The sequence below is a fragment of the Geobacillus kaustophilus genome (assembly GCF_000948285.1).
Lineage (GTDB): Bacteria > Bacillota > Bacilli > Bacillales > Anoxybacillaceae > Geobacillus > Geobacillus thermoleovorans_A.
In genome coordinates this window covers 414550-430773 of the sequence record NZ_JYBP01000003.1, presented here as the reverse complement: position 1 = coordinate 430773, position 16224 = coordinate 414550, and the positions used below count along the sequence as shown (strand labels likewise).

17 protein-coding genes and 1 other annotated feature are annotated in these 16224 nt (G+C 54.8%); all 17 genes read right to left on the bottom strand.

Going from position 1 to position 16224, the window contains the following annotated elements; genetic code table 11:
- Positions 1 to 396 precede the first annotated feature (396 nt).
- Positions 397 to 1488: an endolytic transglycosylase MltG gene (mltG, locus tag LG52_RS02620; RefSeq protein WP_044730746.1), complete on the bottom strand. Its 1092-nt coding sequence runs from the start codon at positions 1486 to 1488 to the stop codon at positions 397 to 399.
- Positions 1489 to 1731: 243 nt separating this feature from the next.
- On the bottom strand, positions 1732 to 2031 hold the full coding sequence (locus LG52_RS02615; protein ID WP_044730745.1) for a DUF1292 domain-containing protein: 300 nt from the start codon (positions 2029 to 2031) through the stop codon (positions 1732 to 1734).
- Between the two features lie 15 nt (positions 2032 to 2046).
- Positions 2047 to 2463 carry a Holliday junction resolvase RuvX gene (gene ruvX, locus LG52_RS02610; RefSeq protein ID WP_044730744.1) on the bottom strand — a complete coding sequence of 139 codons (417 nt, stop codon included), beginning with the start codon at positions 2461 to 2463 and terminating at the stop codon, positions 2047 to 2049.
- Between the two features lie 4 nt (positions 2464 to 2467).
- On the bottom strand, positions 2468 to 2734 hold the full coding sequence (locus LG52_RS02605) for an IreB family regulatory phosphoprotein (protein ID WP_044733059.1): 267 nt from the start codon (positions 2732 to 2734) through the stop codon (positions 2468 to 2470).
- 67 nt (positions 2735 to 2801) lie between these two features.
- Entirely contained in the window at positions 2802 to 5438 is a 2637-nt protein-coding gene (gene alaS / locus LG52_RS02600; RefSeq protein WP_044730743.1) for an alanine--tRNA ligase, read from the bottom strand.
- Positions 5439 to 5484: 46 nt separating this feature from the next.
- Positions 5485 to 5709, bottom strand: a binding site (T-box leader).
- A 47-nt stretch (positions 5710 to 5756) separates the two neighbouring features.
- On the bottom strand, positions 5757 to 6818 hold the full coding sequence (locus LG52_RS02595; protein ID WP_044730742.1) for an AI-2E family transporter: 1062 nt from the start codon (positions 6816 to 6818) through the stop codon (positions 5757 to 5759).
- A 121-nt stretch (positions 6819 to 6939) separates the two neighbouring features.
- The gene (locus LG52_RS18630; RefSeq protein ID WP_075261672.1) at positions 6940 to 7074 is read right to left on the bottom strand and encodes a YrzQ family protein; all 135 of its coding nucleotides are present in this window, start codon (positions 7072 to 7074) and stop codon (positions 6940 to 6942) included.
- 12 nt (positions 7075 to 7086) lie between these two features.
- Positions 7087 to 7278, bottom strand: coding sequence for a hypothetical protein (locus tag LG52_RS02590; RefSeq protein ID WP_008881018.1), 192 nt, complete (start codon positions 7276 to 7278; stop codon positions 7087 to 7089).
- A gap of 15 nt (positions 7279 to 7293) precedes the next feature.
- Entirely contained in the window at positions 7294 to 7767 is a 474-nt protein-coding gene (locus LG52_RS02585; RefSeq protein ID WP_044730741.1) for a PRC-barrel domain-containing protein, read from the bottom strand.
- Positions 7768 to 7792: 25 nt separating this feature from the next.
- The gene (locus LG52_RS02580; RefSeq protein ID WP_044733058.1) at positions 7793 to 10153 is read right to left on the bottom strand and encodes an ATP-dependent RecD-like DNA helicase; all 2361 of its coding nucleotides are present in this window, start codon (positions 10151 to 10153) and stop codon (positions 7793 to 7795) included.
- Between the two features lie 19 nt (positions 10154 to 10172).
- On the bottom strand, positions 10173 to 10835 hold the full coding sequence (locus LG52_RS02575) for a tetratricopeptide repeat protein (RefSeq protein WP_075261671.1): 663 nt from the start codon (positions 10833 to 10835) through the stop codon (positions 10173 to 10175).
- Between the two features lie 87 nt (positions 10836 to 10922).
- Positions 10923 to 12038, bottom strand: coding sequence for a tRNA 2-thiouridine(34) synthase MnmA (mnmA, locus tag LG52_RS02570; RefSeq protein ID WP_044730740.1), 1116 nt, complete (start codon positions 12036 to 12038; stop codon positions 10923 to 10925).
- A gap of 14 nt (positions 12039 to 12052) precedes the next feature.
- Positions 12053 to 13195, bottom strand: coding sequence for a cysteine desulfurase family protein (locus tag LG52_RS02565; RefSeq protein WP_044730739.1), 1143 nt, complete (start codon positions 13193 to 13195; stop codon positions 12053 to 12055).
- 27 nt (positions 13196 to 13222) lie between these two features.
- On the bottom strand, positions 13223 to 13639 hold the full coding sequence (gene cymR / locus LG52_RS02560) for a cysteine metabolism transcriptional regulator CymR (RefSeq protein WP_011232042.1): 417 nt from the start codon (positions 13637 to 13639) through the stop codon (positions 13223 to 13225).
- Positions 13640 to 13882, bottom strand: a complete 243-nt coding sequence (locus LG52_RS20055; RefSeq protein WP_044730738.1) for a hypothetical protein — start codon at positions 13880 to 13882, stop codon at positions 13640 to 13642.
- 40 nt (positions 13883 to 13922) lie between these two features.
- Complete coding sequence (locus LG52_RS02550; RefSeq protein ID WP_044730737.1) at positions 13923 to 15218, bottom strand: replication-associated recombination protein A; 1296 nt, start codon at positions 15216 to 15218, stop codon at positions 13923 to 13925.
- Positions 15219 to 15325: 107 nt separating this feature from the next.
- A complete protein-coding gene (locus tag LG52_RS02545; protein WP_044730736.1) occupies positions 15326 to 16186 on the bottom strand; it encodes a TetR/AcrR family transcriptional regulator in 861 nt (286 codons plus the stop codon).
- Positions 16187 to 16224: the final 38 nt, after the last annotated feature.

Sequence of the window (16224 nt, the reverse complement as noted above, 5' to 3'; positions counted from 1 at the left end):
TAGATGCAACGAAGAAGTTTAACATATCCTTGACGGAAAAGCGGTTTGCCCATCTTCGACTGTCGGAGGCAAGCCTGTGGCTTGCCTCCGTCACGCCAAGGCGTGACGGAAGACCGAACAACCGCCTGCTTCACAGACCCATATATGGGTCTGGAAGCGGCGTTGTTCGGTCGCCCGACAGTCGATCAAATACTCGGGAAAAACTACAACATGGTAAAGCTTCAAATTGCATCTATATACAACCCGGCATTTGCGCTTTGTCTGCGCTTTGTCGTCATGAAAAATAAGAGCCGCAAAAGGACTCTTATCGTATCGTTGGTCTATTCAACTATACTACCACAAAACAGTGGAAAAACGAAGCTGTTTCCCCTGCCGGCCATCAACTTCCATGTTGAACTATTGTTTCCCAATGTATTTTGCCTTTTCCCGGTTATGCTCGGCCAACGTTTTCGTAAAAATGACCTCCCCGCCCGGTGTCGCCAAAAAGTATAAATAGTCGGTCGCCGCCGGCTCGAGCGCCGCTTCGATCGACATGACGCCGGCGTTGGCGATCGGCCCCGGCGGCAGTCCTTTATGCATGTACGTGTTGTACGGCGAATTGACCTGCAAATCTTTATACAACACACGCTCTTTATGTTCGCCAAGGGCGTACAAAACGGTCGGGTCGGTTTGAAGCGGCATGCCGCGGTGCAGCCGATTGTAAAACACGCTGGCGATTTTTTCGCGGTCAGCTTTTTCCGTCGCCTCTTCCTCAATGAGCGACGACATCGTCAACAGCTGATGCGGCGACATGTTCTTTTCTTTCATCGCTGCCTTATATGTGTCAAGCACAGCTGCCGTTTTCGCCACCATCGCCTCAATGATCTCAGAAAGCGTCGGATTTTCGTCAGCAAACACATACGTCGCCGGGAACAAGTAGCCTTCCAGCGGATAGCGGATGCCTTTCCGAAAAATATCATCAGTCAACAAATCGGGGTGCATTTTCATCAGCCGTTCGATATACGCGCGATCGTTAAGCAATTTCATAATCTGTTCTTGTTTGTACCCTGTTTTCGCGGCAATGAGGTCAGCGATTTGCACCAATTGCGACCCTTCCGGAACGGTCAGCTTCAATCCGATTTTTAGCGATTTCCCCGTTTTTAACAGCTCGATGATGCGCGCCATTGGCATCGCCCGCGTCAGCTCATACTCCCCAGCCTGGAAGCCGGATTCATTTTTCCAGCGGACATATAAGCGAAACACGGCCGCGCTTTTAATGAGCCGCTTTTGTTCGAGCTGCTCGGCAATCGCCGCCGGCGACGAGCCGATTGGAATCGATACATGGACCGGAGTGCGGTCATCCGGGTCGACGGGCTTAAGCGCTGAGCGGATGTATAAGAAACTGCTGGCGCCGGCAATGACAAGCGCCGCCAGCAGAACAGCGCAAACAATCAAGACGATTTTCCGCACAAGCCGTGCCTCTGGCGCCCTAAAATCGTTCTGTTTCATCTTTTCCCTCCTTTCATCCCGGCCATATTATACTACAAAATTCTGCATGTTTCGCCCTTGACGGTCAAAAAATGCAAAGCCGGAGGAGGAAACGCGCCGGTCAATCGAAGCCCTTCGCAACGTTTGTCGAACAAACAAGAAGATGTCTGAACCATTGCATGGAACACAACTTATCATTTCTCAGCGCATAATACGGCAATAAGAAAAGGGGCCCCGATCCTTTTGGCCCCCCTCTGCTGTCCCTTATTCTTCGTCTTCCTCTTCCTGTTCAGCGCAAAACGTATTCCATACTTCTTCGATCATGTCCCACTCTTCTTCCGTCTCGATTGGGAGCAGTTCGCCCTCTTTGCTCTCATCCCCAGGGATGAAGGCGGAAACGTGCACTTCCGTCTCGCCGTTCTCATCTTCCGCCTCAACGCCGACCGGATAGTAAAACACATACGATTTGCCGAAATCATCCGATTCAAACGTAAACAAAATTTCACACAGCTGCTCGTTGCCATGTTCGTCGACAACGGTAATATGACGGTCTCCGTGTTCCATGTTTTCTCCTCCAATTTATCGTTTACTGTCCAAATAGGACTGCAAAATGACGGCCGCCGCCATTTTGTCGATCACTTTCCGCCGCTTTTTTCGGCTGACGTCGGCAGCGATCAACATCCGTTCGGCGGCCATCGTCGACAGCCGTTCATCCCAAAGCACAACGGGCAAAGAAAACTCCTTGCGCAGCTTGGCGGCGAACCGTTCGCTCGCCTCAGCGCGCGGCCCGAGCGTGCCGTTCATGTTTTTCGGCCACCCGACCACAATCGTATCGACGCCGTACTCATCGATGATGGCGCGCAGCCGCTTTAAGCCGTAGTCGCCGCGCTCTGTATCAACGGCAATTGTTTCCAATCCCTGCGCTGTAAAGCCGAGCTCGTCGCTAACGGCAACGCCGAGCGTTTTCGTTCCCAAATCTAATCCTAGCGTCCGCATCAAGTTAATCCTTTCGTTGCCCCTGTAAATAGAATTTCACCAATTCCTCGATTAATTCGTCGCGTTCGATTTTGCGGATGAGCGCGCGCGCGTCTTTATGGCGCGGAATGTAAGCTGGGTCGCCGGACAACAAGTAGCCGACAATTTGGTTGATCGGATTGTAGCCTTTTTCCTGCAAGGCGCCATACACCGTCAACAACACTTCGCGAACGTTCGTCTCGGTCGGCTCCTCGGAAAAATGAAACTGCATCGTTTGGTCAAACGAGCTCACCGTTTCCACCTCGCTCCTTATTCAGGCATCCCGTCCTTTTACATCCATTGTACACGATCCGCGCCGATTAGGAAACGGATTTCACCCACGTTTCGACGTAGCTGAGCGCTTCACCGACTTTGTTCGCGTCCTTGCCGCCGGCTTGCGCCAAATCCGGGCGCCCGCCGCCCCCACCGCCGCAACGCGATGCCACTTCTTTCACCAGTTTGCCGGCATGGAACCCTTTTTTCACCAAGTCATCCGTTACTGCGGCAATCAGTTGCACTTTTCCTCCCTGAACGGACGCCAACACGATGACCGCCGTGCCGAGCTTTTGTTTCAAATCATCAGCCATAGCCCGCAGTTGATTCATGTCATTGGCCTGCACTTTCGCCGCCAACACTGGCACGCCGTTTACATCTTTCACTTGACGGATGAGGTGCTCAGCTTCCATATGGGCGAGGCGGGCAGCAAGCGATTCATTTTCGCGCTCAAGCTCTTTCAGCTCGGCAAACAGTCCGTCAAGACGCGCATTCAATTCTTTCGGGCTTGTTTTCAGTTTTTGCGCCGCCTCTTGCAAAATGGCCAGCTGTTCGCTCATAAAGCGGTACGCCGCTTCCCCAGTCACTGCTTCAATCCGGCGCGTGCCGGCGCCGATGCTGGATTCGGAGACGATTTTAAACAACCCGATGGCTGATGTGTTGGGCACATGGCAGCCGCCGCACAGCTCGAGGCTGTAGTCGCCGACTTTGACGACGCGGACGATGTCGCCGTATTTTTCGCCAAACAACGCCATCGCGCCCATCGCCTTTGCTTCCTCAAGCGGCTTATAGAAAATGTCAACCGGGAGGCTTTTCCAAATTTGTTCGTTGACGATGGCTTCGATGCGCTCGAGCTCGTCCAGCTTCACTTGTCCAAAATGGGTGAAGTCAAAACGAAGCCGGTCCGGGGCGACAAGAGACCCCGCTTGGTTGACGTGGCGGCCGAGCACGTCTTTCAGCGCTTGATGGAGCAAATGGGTCGCCGTATGGTTTTTCACGATGCGCATCCGCTTTGCTTCATCGACGCGCGCCGTATAGCGGGCTCCTTTTTTCACCGTTCCGCGTTCGACGATGATCGCATGAAGATGTTGGCCGTTCGGCGCTTTTTGTACATCTTTGACGACCGCTGTTCCTGTTTCGCTTTCAAACACGCCTTGGTCAGCGATTTGTCCTCCGCTTTCGGCGTAAAATGGCGTCACATCGACGATGATTCGCGCCTCTTCGCCGGCTTTCACTTCCTCGACAAGCCGTCCGTCTTTGACGATGGCGATGACCGTCGATGCGGCAACAAGCTCATCGTAGCCGACAAACCGGCTTTCATCTTTAATGTCACCGAGCACCCCGCCTTGCACTTGCATCGAATCGACATCTTGCCGGGCCGCGCGCGCCCGTTCGCGCTGCCGCTCCATCTCGCGCTCAAATCCGGCATGGTCGACCGTCATGCCCGCTTCAGCGGCGTACTCTTCCGTCAGCTCGATCGGAAAGCCGTACGTATCATACAGGCGGAACGCTTCCTCGCCCGGAATGATGCGGCTTCCTTGCTCTTTCGCCTTTTCGATCACCTCCGCCAATATGGCGAGCCCTTCATGGAGCGTTTCATGGAACCGTTCTTCTTCCGTCCGGATGACGCGGGCGATGAAATCGGCTTTTTCTTTCACCTCTGGATAGTAGTCGTGCATAATCTCGCCGACGACCGGAACAAGTTCGTACATAAACGGGCGTTCAATGCCGATATGTTTCGCATAGCGCACCGCGCGGCGGAGCAGGCGGCGCAGCACGTAGCCGCGGCCCTCATTTGACGGCAGCGCCCCGTCGCCGATTGCGAACGTCACGGCGCGAATATGGTCGGCGATCACCTTAAAGGCGACGTCTTTGTCCGGATCTTCGCCATACCGCTCGCCGGCGATCTGCTCGGTCGCGCGGATGATCGGCAGGAACAAGTCGGTTTCAAAGTTCGTCGGCACGTCTTGCAAAATCGAGCACATCCGCTCCAAGCCCATGCCGGTGTCGATGTTTTTCTTCGGCAGCGGCGTGTACGTGCCGTCCGGGTTATGGTTAAACTGCGAAAAGACAAGGTTCCATACTTCTAAATAGCGGTCATTTTCCCCTCCTGGGTACAGCTCCGGATCGTTCGGGTCGTTGCCGAACGCTTCGCCGCGGTCGTAAAAAATTTCCGTGTTCGGACCGCTCGGGCCTTCGCCGATGTCCCAGAAGTTGCCTTCGAGGCGAATGATCCGCTCTTCCGGCAAGCCGATTTCATTGCGCCAAATGTTGTACGCTTCCTCGTCTTCCGGATGGACGGTGACGGACAACCGTTCCGGATCAAAACCGATCCATTTGTCGCTCGTCAAAAACTCCCATGCCCAATGGATCGCTTCGCGCTTGAAGTAATCGCCGATCGAAAAGTTGCCGAGCATTTCAAAAAACGTATGGTGGCGCGCCGTTTTCCCGACGTTTTCAATGTCGTTGGTGCGGATCGATTTTTGCGCGTTGCAAATGCGCGGGTTTTCCGGAACGATGCGCCCGTCAAAGTATTTTTTCAACGTCGCGACGCCGCTGTTGATCCACAACAGCGACGGGTCGTCGACCGGAATGAGCGATGCGCTCGGCTCAACTGCATGACCTTTTTCTTGGAAAAAGTCTAAAAACATGCGCCGCACTTGGGCGGATGTCAGCTTTTTCATGATGATCCTCCCCTTTCGCCTTTTATATAAAAAAACTCCCATCCCCTGCAGGGACGAGAGTTATGCTCGCGGTACCACCCTGTTTATGGGCAAAAAACGCCCATCACCTCTTTGGCCGTAACGCAGCCTTGCGTCAGGTTTTGCCTGCGCTCCGGATTAGCCTTCTGTTGCCCTTCATCTGGAATTTCTTTCAGCCGCGGAAATTCCTCTCTGTGCGCGAGCTCGCGCGTTAAGATGGACTGCAACATACTCGATCCGTCATGGCGTTATGTATTCACTTTTTTCATTGAAAGATTATAGACAAGCAGAAAGCATTTGTCAATGCGAAGCATAATGCTCTTTCCAATGGGTGATGGCCACTTTCAGCACCGCCGCCGTCGGAACGGCAAGAATGAGGCCGAGCACGCCGGCGAGCTCACCGCCGGCAAAGAGGGCGAGCATAATGACAAGCGGATGCATATGCACGCTTTTGCCGACGATCAGCGGCGACAAAACGTTCCCTTCTAAAAACTGCAAGGTAAAAATGAGGACAAGCACGATCACGACCATTTTCAGCGAGACGGTGGCAGCCAAAATGACCGCTGGAACGGCGCCGATCAGCGGGCCGAAATACGGGATGATGTTCGTCACGCCAATGACAAAGCCGAGCAACAGCGGATAATCCATCCCGGCAAGCCACAGGCCGAGCGACGCCGCCAGACCGATCGCCGTGCAGACGAACAGTTGGCCGCGGATGTAGCCGCCAAGCGATTCATCGACATCCTTCAAAAACGTCATCCCCGGCCCACGCCACCGCTTCGGTGTCATGTACCAAACCGCTTTTTTCAACACCTCGATGTCTTTTAACATATAGAAGACGATAAACGGAATGATCAGCAGCGTCGCCGCCGAACCGATGAACGATTTGGCGGCATTGATCGCCATCGTGACGGCGGCGGCGGCCGCCTGCTCAAACTGCACAAACATCGCTTCGATGCGCGTGTGCACCTCAAGCGGCCAATTCGACGTCTCGTCGTGGATGTGGCGCACCCATTGGCGGTATGTATTCATTAAAGACGGCAGCTGTTCATCCAGTTCACGCAACTGGGCGATGAATAACGGCACGCCGCGGTACAGGCCGTAGCCGACCAAACCGAAAAGCAACAAATAAATCAACAAAATGGCAAGGGCGCGCGGCATTCCTTTGCGATGGATGGATTCCACAAACGGGTAAAGCAGATACGTAATAAACGACGCCAGCAAAAACGGCGTCAACACCGTTGCGATAAAATCGATGACCGGCCACCAAACGTCTTTCATCCGAACGATCAAATAGATGATTGCCGTCATGAGCAACCATTTTCCGATGCGAAAGAACGACAGCCATTGTTGCTCGCCCAATTGCCACACCTCCTACCGTTTAGTGTAGGAGATGCGGCGGGAAATATGCCTTCACCGCTTTTAGCACTATTTGACAACCACAAGGCACCGCCCCCGCGCAAAGGCGAGGGCGGCAGCGCCGTCAGCGGATCGTTTGCATCAAGCGGCGGCGCATCCTCCGCATCGTGCGACCGTTCATCCAATCGTTTCGTTGGGCGAGCTGATAAGCTGCAACGCCTAATCCGACTGCTAACAGCGACGTCATCATTCGGTTCATGCGTGTCCCCCCCTAAAATTGGATCGTGCGTTCGTGGTCGTCAAACAAGTCGTCAAGAGAACTCAACGTTCCGTCTTCTTCCACTTGATGAGCGTGGATCATTCCTTTCGAGACGGACAGCTCAATAAAGCAATCCCAGCAGTAGTATTGGTTGACGCCGATTTTCCCTAAATTTTTTCGTTTGCAATTCGGGCAAATGAGCATGGACAGCCACTCTCCTTACATCGTTGTTTCCACGGTGACCACGCCTTCTCTGGCGGTGAACGGAGCAAGCTCCATTCGTTTCTTCCCTTCAGTCAAATCGGAAAAAAATCCCTCGCTGATCTCGTATCCGTCAATTTTGCCCAATTGCCCGTCAAAATATACGTCATCCAACAGTCCGATTGTTGTTCCGTCCGCGGCGACAACCATGCTGCCAGCGAGGCCGCGTTCGCCGTAAAGAGAGTGGCCGCTGTCAGAAGAAGGAAACGGCTGGAAGCTATCTGCGTCACAAATGATGACTCGGTCTTTTTCGAACGACTGCACGGCTGAAAGCGGCAAATAGCGGCGGCGGCCGAACAAACCTCCCCGTTCCGCGACAAGCCCTTTGACCGCGCCGTGGCTGGTAAACCAAATGTCAGCGATCGTTCCGACCATTTTTCCCGTCGTTTGCTCATAAATGGGAAGTCCCTTGATGTCGGAAAACGTCCGCATCGTTCTCCCACCTTTCCAGCCACCTTTAGCTTGGCTCATCGCCCATAAAGTCATACGGCGTAACGTTTTCCATCCCCATGTTCGCCTCTTCAAGCGGCAGTTCGACCTCGACAAACGGCGCCGCCGCCCCCGCCAGCTTCTCAGCGAGCGCCGTCTGGCGCGCTCCGTCGCTTTGTTTTGCGACGCCGAATCGAAACGCCTCCTCTTCCCCACATAAAACGAGAAACTGCTTGCTTCTTGTCACCGCAGTATACAACAAATTCCGTTTCAACATGCGGTAATAGCTTTTGACGACGGGCAAAATGACGATCGGAAACTCGCTTCCTTGCGCCTTATGAACCGAACAGCAGTACGCATGGGTGATTTGTCCTAAATCTTGCCGTGTGTACGTCACTTCAATGCCATCAAACGAGACGACGAGCAAGTCTTGCTTTTCCGTATTTTCTTTGGCGTAAAAAATGGCGACGACTTCGCCAATGTCGCCATTAAAGACATGATCTTCCGGCTGATTGACAAGCTGAAGCACCTTATCGCCGACGCGGTAGACGACCTCGCCGACCGACAGCTCCCGCTTCCCTTCAGCCGGCGGGTTGAACAGCTCTTGAAGCGCTTTGTTCAATTGGTCGATGCCCGCTGGGCCACGGTACATCGGGGCGAGCACCTGAATATCTTTGACGGAAAACCCTTTTTTTCGCGCGTTGTCAGCGATTTGCCGCACGACATCGACGACCTGGCCCGCACGGCAGCGGATGAAGGAACGGTCTGCCTTCGGAGCGGTCAAATCGTCCGGCACGACGCCGCGCTTCATCTCATGAGCAAGCTCGATGATCGATGATCCTTCCGCCTGGCGATACACCTCGGTCAACCGAGCGAACGGAATGACGCCTGAGCGGAGCAAGTCTTTCAGCACTTGCCCTGGCCCGACGGATGGCAATTGATCCTCATCGCCGACGAAAATGACTTGCATGCCGTTTGGCACGGCTTTCAACAACTGGTTGGCGAGCCACGTGTCGACCATCGACATCTCATCGATGACAAGCAGCTTGCCGGAAATCGGTTCGTTCTCGTCGCGGCCGAACCCTTCCGCCCCATTCCAGCCGAGCAAGCGGTGGATCGTCGCCGCCGGTAGCCCGGTCGCCTCGCTCATCCGCTTCGCCGCCCGGCCGGTCGGTGCGGCCAGCAGCACCGGAAACGGCTCGCCTTGTTTGTAGTCAGCCGGGTCAAGAGACAGGCCGTTTAGGGCGGCAAACAGCTCGACGATGCCTTTGATGACCGTCGTTTTCCCCGTTCCCGGACCGCCGGTCAAAATAAACAGCGGCGAAGAAAGCGCTTGTTGGATCGCTTCCCTTTGCTGGGGGGCATATTGCATGCCAAGCCGTTCCTCAAGCGCCCCAAGCGCCAGCAAAAACTCCGACTCGGCAAACGCCGACGGCGGCGTCTGCCCGAGCAGCCGCTTAATGTTGGAGACGATCCCTTTCTCGGCGAAGTAAAGGGAAGGAAGATAATAACGCCCTTGCTCGGCGATCAGCTTCCCTTCCTCGCTTAACATCAGAAGCGTCTGGCCGATCGCTTGTCCATCCACCGCACCGCTCGGCCTTCCGTCAAGCAGCTCCCCAATGCGCGCCATCAGCTCTTCCCCGCGCAAATAAACGTGCCCTTCCTGCAAGCACGACTGTTCAAGGACAAACAACGAGGCGGCGCGCAGCCGGGCCGGATGGCTGCCGGAAATGCCGAGCTGTCGCCCGATTTCATCAGCGCGGCCGAAGCCGATCCCTTCGATATCTTCAACGAGCTGGTACGGGTTCTCGTGGATGATGTCAATCGCTTCTTCGCCATACGCTTGGTAAATTTTCATGGCCAGCTGCGGGCCAAAACCGAGCTGGGCGAGGGCGATCATCGTTTGCTCAAGCCCTTCGTGGGCGCGAAGCGCATCGTACAGCTGCTTCGCCTTTTTTTTCGTCAGCTTCGGCACACGCTCTAGCGCCTTGGGGTCGCGCAAAATCACGGCGATCGCGTTTTCGCCGAGCGTCTCGACAATCGCCGCAGCCGTTTTTTTGCCGATTCCTTTAAACAAACCGCTCGATAAATAATGAATGACTCCTTCTTTCGTGTTCGGAAGCTGTTTGCGGAATTGTTCGGCCGCATATTGGCGGCCAAAACGCGGATGTTGGCGGAATTGTCCGTAAAAGATGTAGACGTCCCCTTCGTTTAAACGCGGAAAATAGCCTGTGACGACGACTTCCTCCTCAACGGGCGCTTCGTTCGTTTCCTCAATGCGCACGCGGACGACCGTGTACAATGTTTCCTCATTATGAAAAATGACCGCCAAGCACACTCCTTTAATGAACGTGCGTCCGTCAAGGGCGAGGATTTGTTGCTCTTGCAACAGCCATCCCCCTGCCTTTTTACGGCGCAAGCCGCTTTTCCATCAGTTTCTTTCCGTATCCGGCAAGCACGTGATCGGGCTTGGCTTCCAAGGCAGCGGCAAACATATTGCGGGCGGCATCGGGCTCATCTTTGTACGCATAAATGACGCCTAAATTGTAGTACGCATCAGCGTGGCGCGGATCGAGTTCCAACGTTTTTTCGAAATAACGCTTCGCCTCATCGACATAATCGAGCGTGGCAAGGCAAAGGCCAAGCTGAAACAGCGCTTCGGCGTCCGTCTCGTTCAGCTCGGCCGCTCGCTGCAAATACGGCAGCGCCAGCCGCGGCATCTCGAGCCGCCATAAGGACATGCCGAGCATAAAATGCGTATCCGCATCGTCAAGACCAAGCCCAAGCGCGCGCTCAAACATATCTTTCGCTTTCGCGAACTGCTCACGCTTATAATGCACTGCACCCATGCCGTAATACGCGGCCGCCGCCTTCTTGTCAACTTCCAATGCCTGTCGGAAACAGTCAAGCGCCTTCTCTTCTTCACCGGCAGCAACAAGAACTGTGCCGATGTTAATGTACCCGGCCGGATCGTCCGGATGCTGTTCGACCGCAGCGGAAAAACAGCGGATGGCTTCCTCATACTTCCCTTCGCGCATATACGCCAAGCCTTGTTCGTTGAAATTGGCCACCGCCCATCCCCCCCTGATTCAACGTGATTTTCAAGCAACGGCCCCAGCCTAAAGCCTGATTGAAGACCGTGCGCACCGGCACATCCGTCAGCCAACATACCAAAGCTTTTCGCCGTTGCGGAACACTTCGTCGATCGTGCCGCCGCCAAGGCACTCTTCGCCGTTGTAAAAAACGACCGCCTGCCCCGGCGTCACCGCCCGCGCCGGTTCATCAAACACGACTTCCACCCCGCCGTCCGCAAGCGGGTGAACGGTCACGCCGATATCCGGCTGGCGGTAGCGAAATTTAGCCGTGCAACGGAACGGCGCTTCCGGCTTGCGGTCAGACACCCAGTTGACATCGACCGCTTTTAGCGAGGTGGAATACAAATATTCGTTTTCAAACCCTTGGGCGACATACAACACGTTTTCGCGCACGTCTTTGCCGACGACAAACCACGGTTCGCCGCTGCCGCCGATGCCTAGGCCGTGGCGTTGGCCGATCGTATAATACATGACGCCGTCATGCCGACCTTTCACTTCGCCATCGAGCGTTTTCATCACTCCCGGCTGGGCCGGCAAATAGTGGCTTAAAAATTCTTTGAAATCGCGCTCGCCGATAAAGCAAATGCCGGTGCTGTCTTTTTTTTCAGCGGTGGCGAGCCCGGCTTCTTTCGCAATCCGACGCACATCGGCTTTGTGCAAATGACCGATCGGAAACATCACTTTCGACAGCTGGGCTTGGCCGAGTTGGTTTAAAAAGTACGTTTGATCTTTGTTCCGGTCGGCTCCGCGCAGCATTTTATATTCGCCATTGCGAAACTCGACGCGGGCGTAATGGCCGGTTGCGATATAATCGGCGCCGATCGACATGGCGTGCTCTAAAAACGCCTTAAACTTGATTTCTTTATTGCACATCACATCCGGGTTCGGCGTGCGCCCGGCTTTGTACTCGTCCAAAAAGTACGTAAACACTTTGTCCCAATACTGTTTTTCAAAATTCACCGCATAATACGGGATGCCGATTTGGTTGCAGACGCGCACGACGTCTTCGTAGTCCTCAGTCGCCGTGCAAACGCCGTTTTCATCGGTGTCATCCCAGTTTTTCATAAAAATGCCGATCACATCATATCCTTGTTCTTTCAATAACAGCGCAGCGACCGACGAGTCGACCCCGCCGGACATGCCGACGACCACGCGCGTTTCGTGCGGCGCTTTGTTCATGCTGCTTCCCCCCTTTAGCGGTTTGTGAGCCGCTTTATGATCTTCACTGTTTCCTCGGCCGCCCGCTCGATTTGTTCCATCGTATTGCCGAGCCCGAAGCTGAAGCGCACAGACGAACGGATGCGCTCCGACTCTTTTCCGCACATCGCGACAAGCACGTGCGACGGGTCGATTGACCCGGCGGTGCATGCTGACCCGCTCGAGGCGGCGATGCCGGCTAAATCCAAGTTCACAAGCAGCGATTCGACATTCGTTCCCGGGAAGGCGACATTCAAAATATGCGGCAGGCCATCCGGGCGGCCGTTGACCGCATAGTCGATCCCTGAGGAGCGGAAAATCGCAAGCATCGCTTCGCGCCACGCCGCATATTGCCGGCGTTTCTCTTCCCTTGTTCGCTCAGCGATTTCCGCCGCCTGCGCCAAGCCGATGATGCCGGGGACGTTTTCCGTGCCGGCGCGCCGCTTCCGTTCTTGTTCGCCGCCGAAAAGGAGCGGAGTGATGCGGACCGTTTCCCGGACATACAAAGCCCCGCTTCCTTTCGGGCCGTTGATTTTATGAGCGGAAATCGACAGCAAATCGATCCCGTATTCATTCACATCGACAGGAAGAAGCCCGTACGCCTGGACGGCGTCCGTATGAAAATAAGCCGGATGATCGCGAAGCAACGCCCCGATTTCGCGAATCGGCTGGATCGTGCCGACTTCGTTGTTGGCAAACATGACCGACACCAAAACGGTCTCATCGCGCAGCGCGGACTTGACATCCTCGACCGATACCGTCCCTTGTTCGTCAACAGGCAAATACGTAACCTCAAACCCTTGCGTCTCTAAATATTCACAAGCGCGCAGCACCGCATGATGCTCGATGGCGGTTGTAATGATATGATTGCCGCGGCTGCGGTTCGCTATGGCCGTTCCGATGACCGCAAAGTTATCCGCTTCCGTGCCGCCGCTTGTAAACACAATCTCCGTCTCTTTCGCCCCAATCGAGCGGGCGACAACAGCCCTCGCTTCATCGACCGCGCGGCGGCTCTGCCGTCCAAAATGATGGATGCTTGACGGGTTGCCGAACTGTTCCGTCATCCACTGGACCATACCGGCGGCCACGTCTGGATGGACCGGGGAAGTTGCCGCATGGTCCAAATAAATCCGTTCCAACGACCATTCTCCTTTCCTTTCTGTTGCTTAAATATAAAACATATATGCCCCTTCATCCCCGTCGCTATACTTCGCCAAATCTTCGAGCGTTGTGCTGTCGAGCACTTCCTCGACCGCATCGCGGATGCGAATCCATAGCTCGCGCTTCGCCGGCTCTTCCTCCTCGAGCTCCTCGACCGGGGTCAGCGGCCCCTCCAACACGCGCAAAATGTCGCCGGCGGTGATTTTCGCCGGATGTTCAGCGAGCACATAGCCGCCATACGCTCCGCGAATGCTTTTGACGAGCCCGGCGTTGCGCAATGGCGTGACGAGCTGCTCTAAATAATGTTCGGATAAATTGTTCGCCTTGGCGATCGAACGAAGCGAGATCGGACGATCGCCATATTTTTTGGCCAATTCGATCATAATCGTCAAGCCATATCGGCCTTTCGTCGAAATCTTCATTCATATCCCTCCTAACGGCTTAACCCTTGCGTCCGAGTGCCGACGACCGGTCCAAGCAGGCGGCTCACGACCTTCTGGCATTGCGAGCGCCAAGCCGGCAATCGAACCGATCGTCACACAAAAAAGGAACGTGCCAAACAACACCGGGCCGCCGAGCAACCAGCCGGCCAACAGCACGAACGCTTCGATCCCGATGCGAATGTACACCACGTTCCATCCGGTCAGCTCGGTCAAAGCGAGCATGAAACGCCTATGTTATTATATCATAAAAATCCCTTTCCCTTCACGGCCGAACCTTGTCCTGTTGTTTCAACTGCTCAAGCCGCCGGTACACCTTGGCGTAATGTTTTTCCTCGCCATGCTCTTTCGGTTCATAATAGCGGACTCCTTCCAGAGCGGAGGGCAAATACGCTTGCGCCACCCAGCCGTTCGGATAATCGTGCGGATACAAGTAGCCTTGTCCACGCCCGAGTGCAGCCGCCCCTTTGTAGTGGGCGTCTTTTAAATGATCCGGAATATCGCCAAGCTTGCCGGAACGGACATCGGCAATAGCAGCGTCCAGCGCCTTGTAAGCGCTGTTGGATTTCGGGCTTAAACAGAGTTCGATCGTCACAACGGAGAGGGGAATGCGCGCCTCTGGCAGCCCAAGGCGTTCCGCCGCTTCGACCGCCGCCTGTACTTTCACTCCCATCATCGGATTGGCAAGTCCGATGTCCTCATAAGCCATCACAAGCAATCTCCGGCAAACGGACGCCAAGTCTCCGCCTTCAAGCAGACGGGCCAAATAATGAAGCGCGGCATCGGCATCGCTGCCGCGCACGCTTTTTTGAAACGCGGACAACAACGAATAATAATGACCGCCACATTTGTCATGGGTAAAACCGCGGTTTGCCGTGCATGAAGCCACGATCTCCTCATCAATATACAAGCGGCCGTGGCGCTCATCGGCAGCCGCAACCGCCGCCTCTAGAAGCGAAAGCGCGACGCGCGCATCCCCGCCGGCTGCCTCGGCGATGCGCCATAACAACGACTCGTCAATGACGACCGGCGGCTCGCCGACCCCTCGTTCCGGGTCGGCGAGCGCCCGTTTCAGAATGATCATGAGGTCATCCGGCTGGAGCGGTTTCAGTTGTTGGATTTGCCCGCATCGGCTGCGAATGGCGGGATTGACCTCGTGAAACGGGTTTTCCGTTGTGGCCCCAATCAAGGTCACGAGCCCGGATTCGAGATGCGGCAATAACACATCTTGCTGCGCTTTATTCAGCCGATGGATTTCGTCGATAAATAAGAGGACATTGCCCGACCAACGCGCCGCTTCAACTGCTTCTTCGATTTCCTTTTTGCCGGCGGCCGTCGCATTGATCGCGACCCATTCGCGCCCGGCGGTGCGGGCAATGGCATAAGCGAGCGACGTCTTCCCTGTCCCCGGCTCTCCGTAAAGCAAAAGCGATGGAACATAACCTTTTTTGACCATTTTATAAAGCGGCGTACTAGGGCCAATGATGTGCTGTTGTCCAACAATCTCATCGATCGTCCGCGGCCGCAGCCGCAGAGCGAGCGGCTCCATCGTTTTGGGCATGCCGACCCCCTCCTTGAGATTGATGACGCTATGTTCACACACATCCTCCGATGGCGCCTATTCATTTTCGGCGAATGGGGCGTCTCCCCGTGGGAAGATCGGTGGTTTTAATAAAAATAGCGTTCAATGGCCTCCTTCAACTCATTGTACAGCGGAAGCGAGTATTTCGCCAAATAGAGCAGAAGCGCCTCCACCATAAACCGCCTAGCTGTCTCCCCCTTCTCGAGTTCTTCCTTCAATAAGCGCAGCGAGCGAAGAATATCGTCTTCAACCGGACGCATCGCCGCCATGCGCTCTAAACAGCTGATGGCCCGTTCTTTCCATTGACTCCGCTCTTGGGTCGCCGCAGCAATGTAATCGGCCATCATCGCTTCATCGAGCAACCCCGTCTTTCCGTCAAGCAGGCTGGCAACGATGGCATCAAGCCGATCGAGCAAGAAGGTGGCAAGCTTCTCAGGAAGCAGCGGCTTTCGGTCTACCGCCAAGTAAATCAGATATTCTTTCAGCATTCCGTTGAGCATCGTCGCACAATCAAACGAAACTGGACGCACTTGTTCGCCGTATATGTCTTCAATCGCCCGGCGATACCAGTGGAGCGTATGGGCGCGGATGCGAAACACCAGATGCTGCACCTCATGGCTCACCTTCACGGCTTGTTCGCCCAACTGCATTTGCACCAGCTCTTTATGTTCGTCAAACAGCTGGATTTGTACAGTCAACTGACGGCAAAACCGCTCGCGCGCGGTTAAGGCGGGATCAGCCTCGATTTGTTTAAGCCGGTGAAACAAAACTTCATAATGGTAGCGGAAAATCGATACTGCCAACTCTTCTTTCGATTTGAAATAATTGTAAATCGAACCTTTGGCTACTCCGCTCCGTTCGGCTATTTCCTGCATGGAAGTAGCGTGATAGCCTTTTTCGGCGAATAATTTCATCGCCGTTTCAATGATGTCCTCTTTCCGTCCCAATGTTTTCGCCTTCCTTGCTCCTTCTTCATGTCCATTAT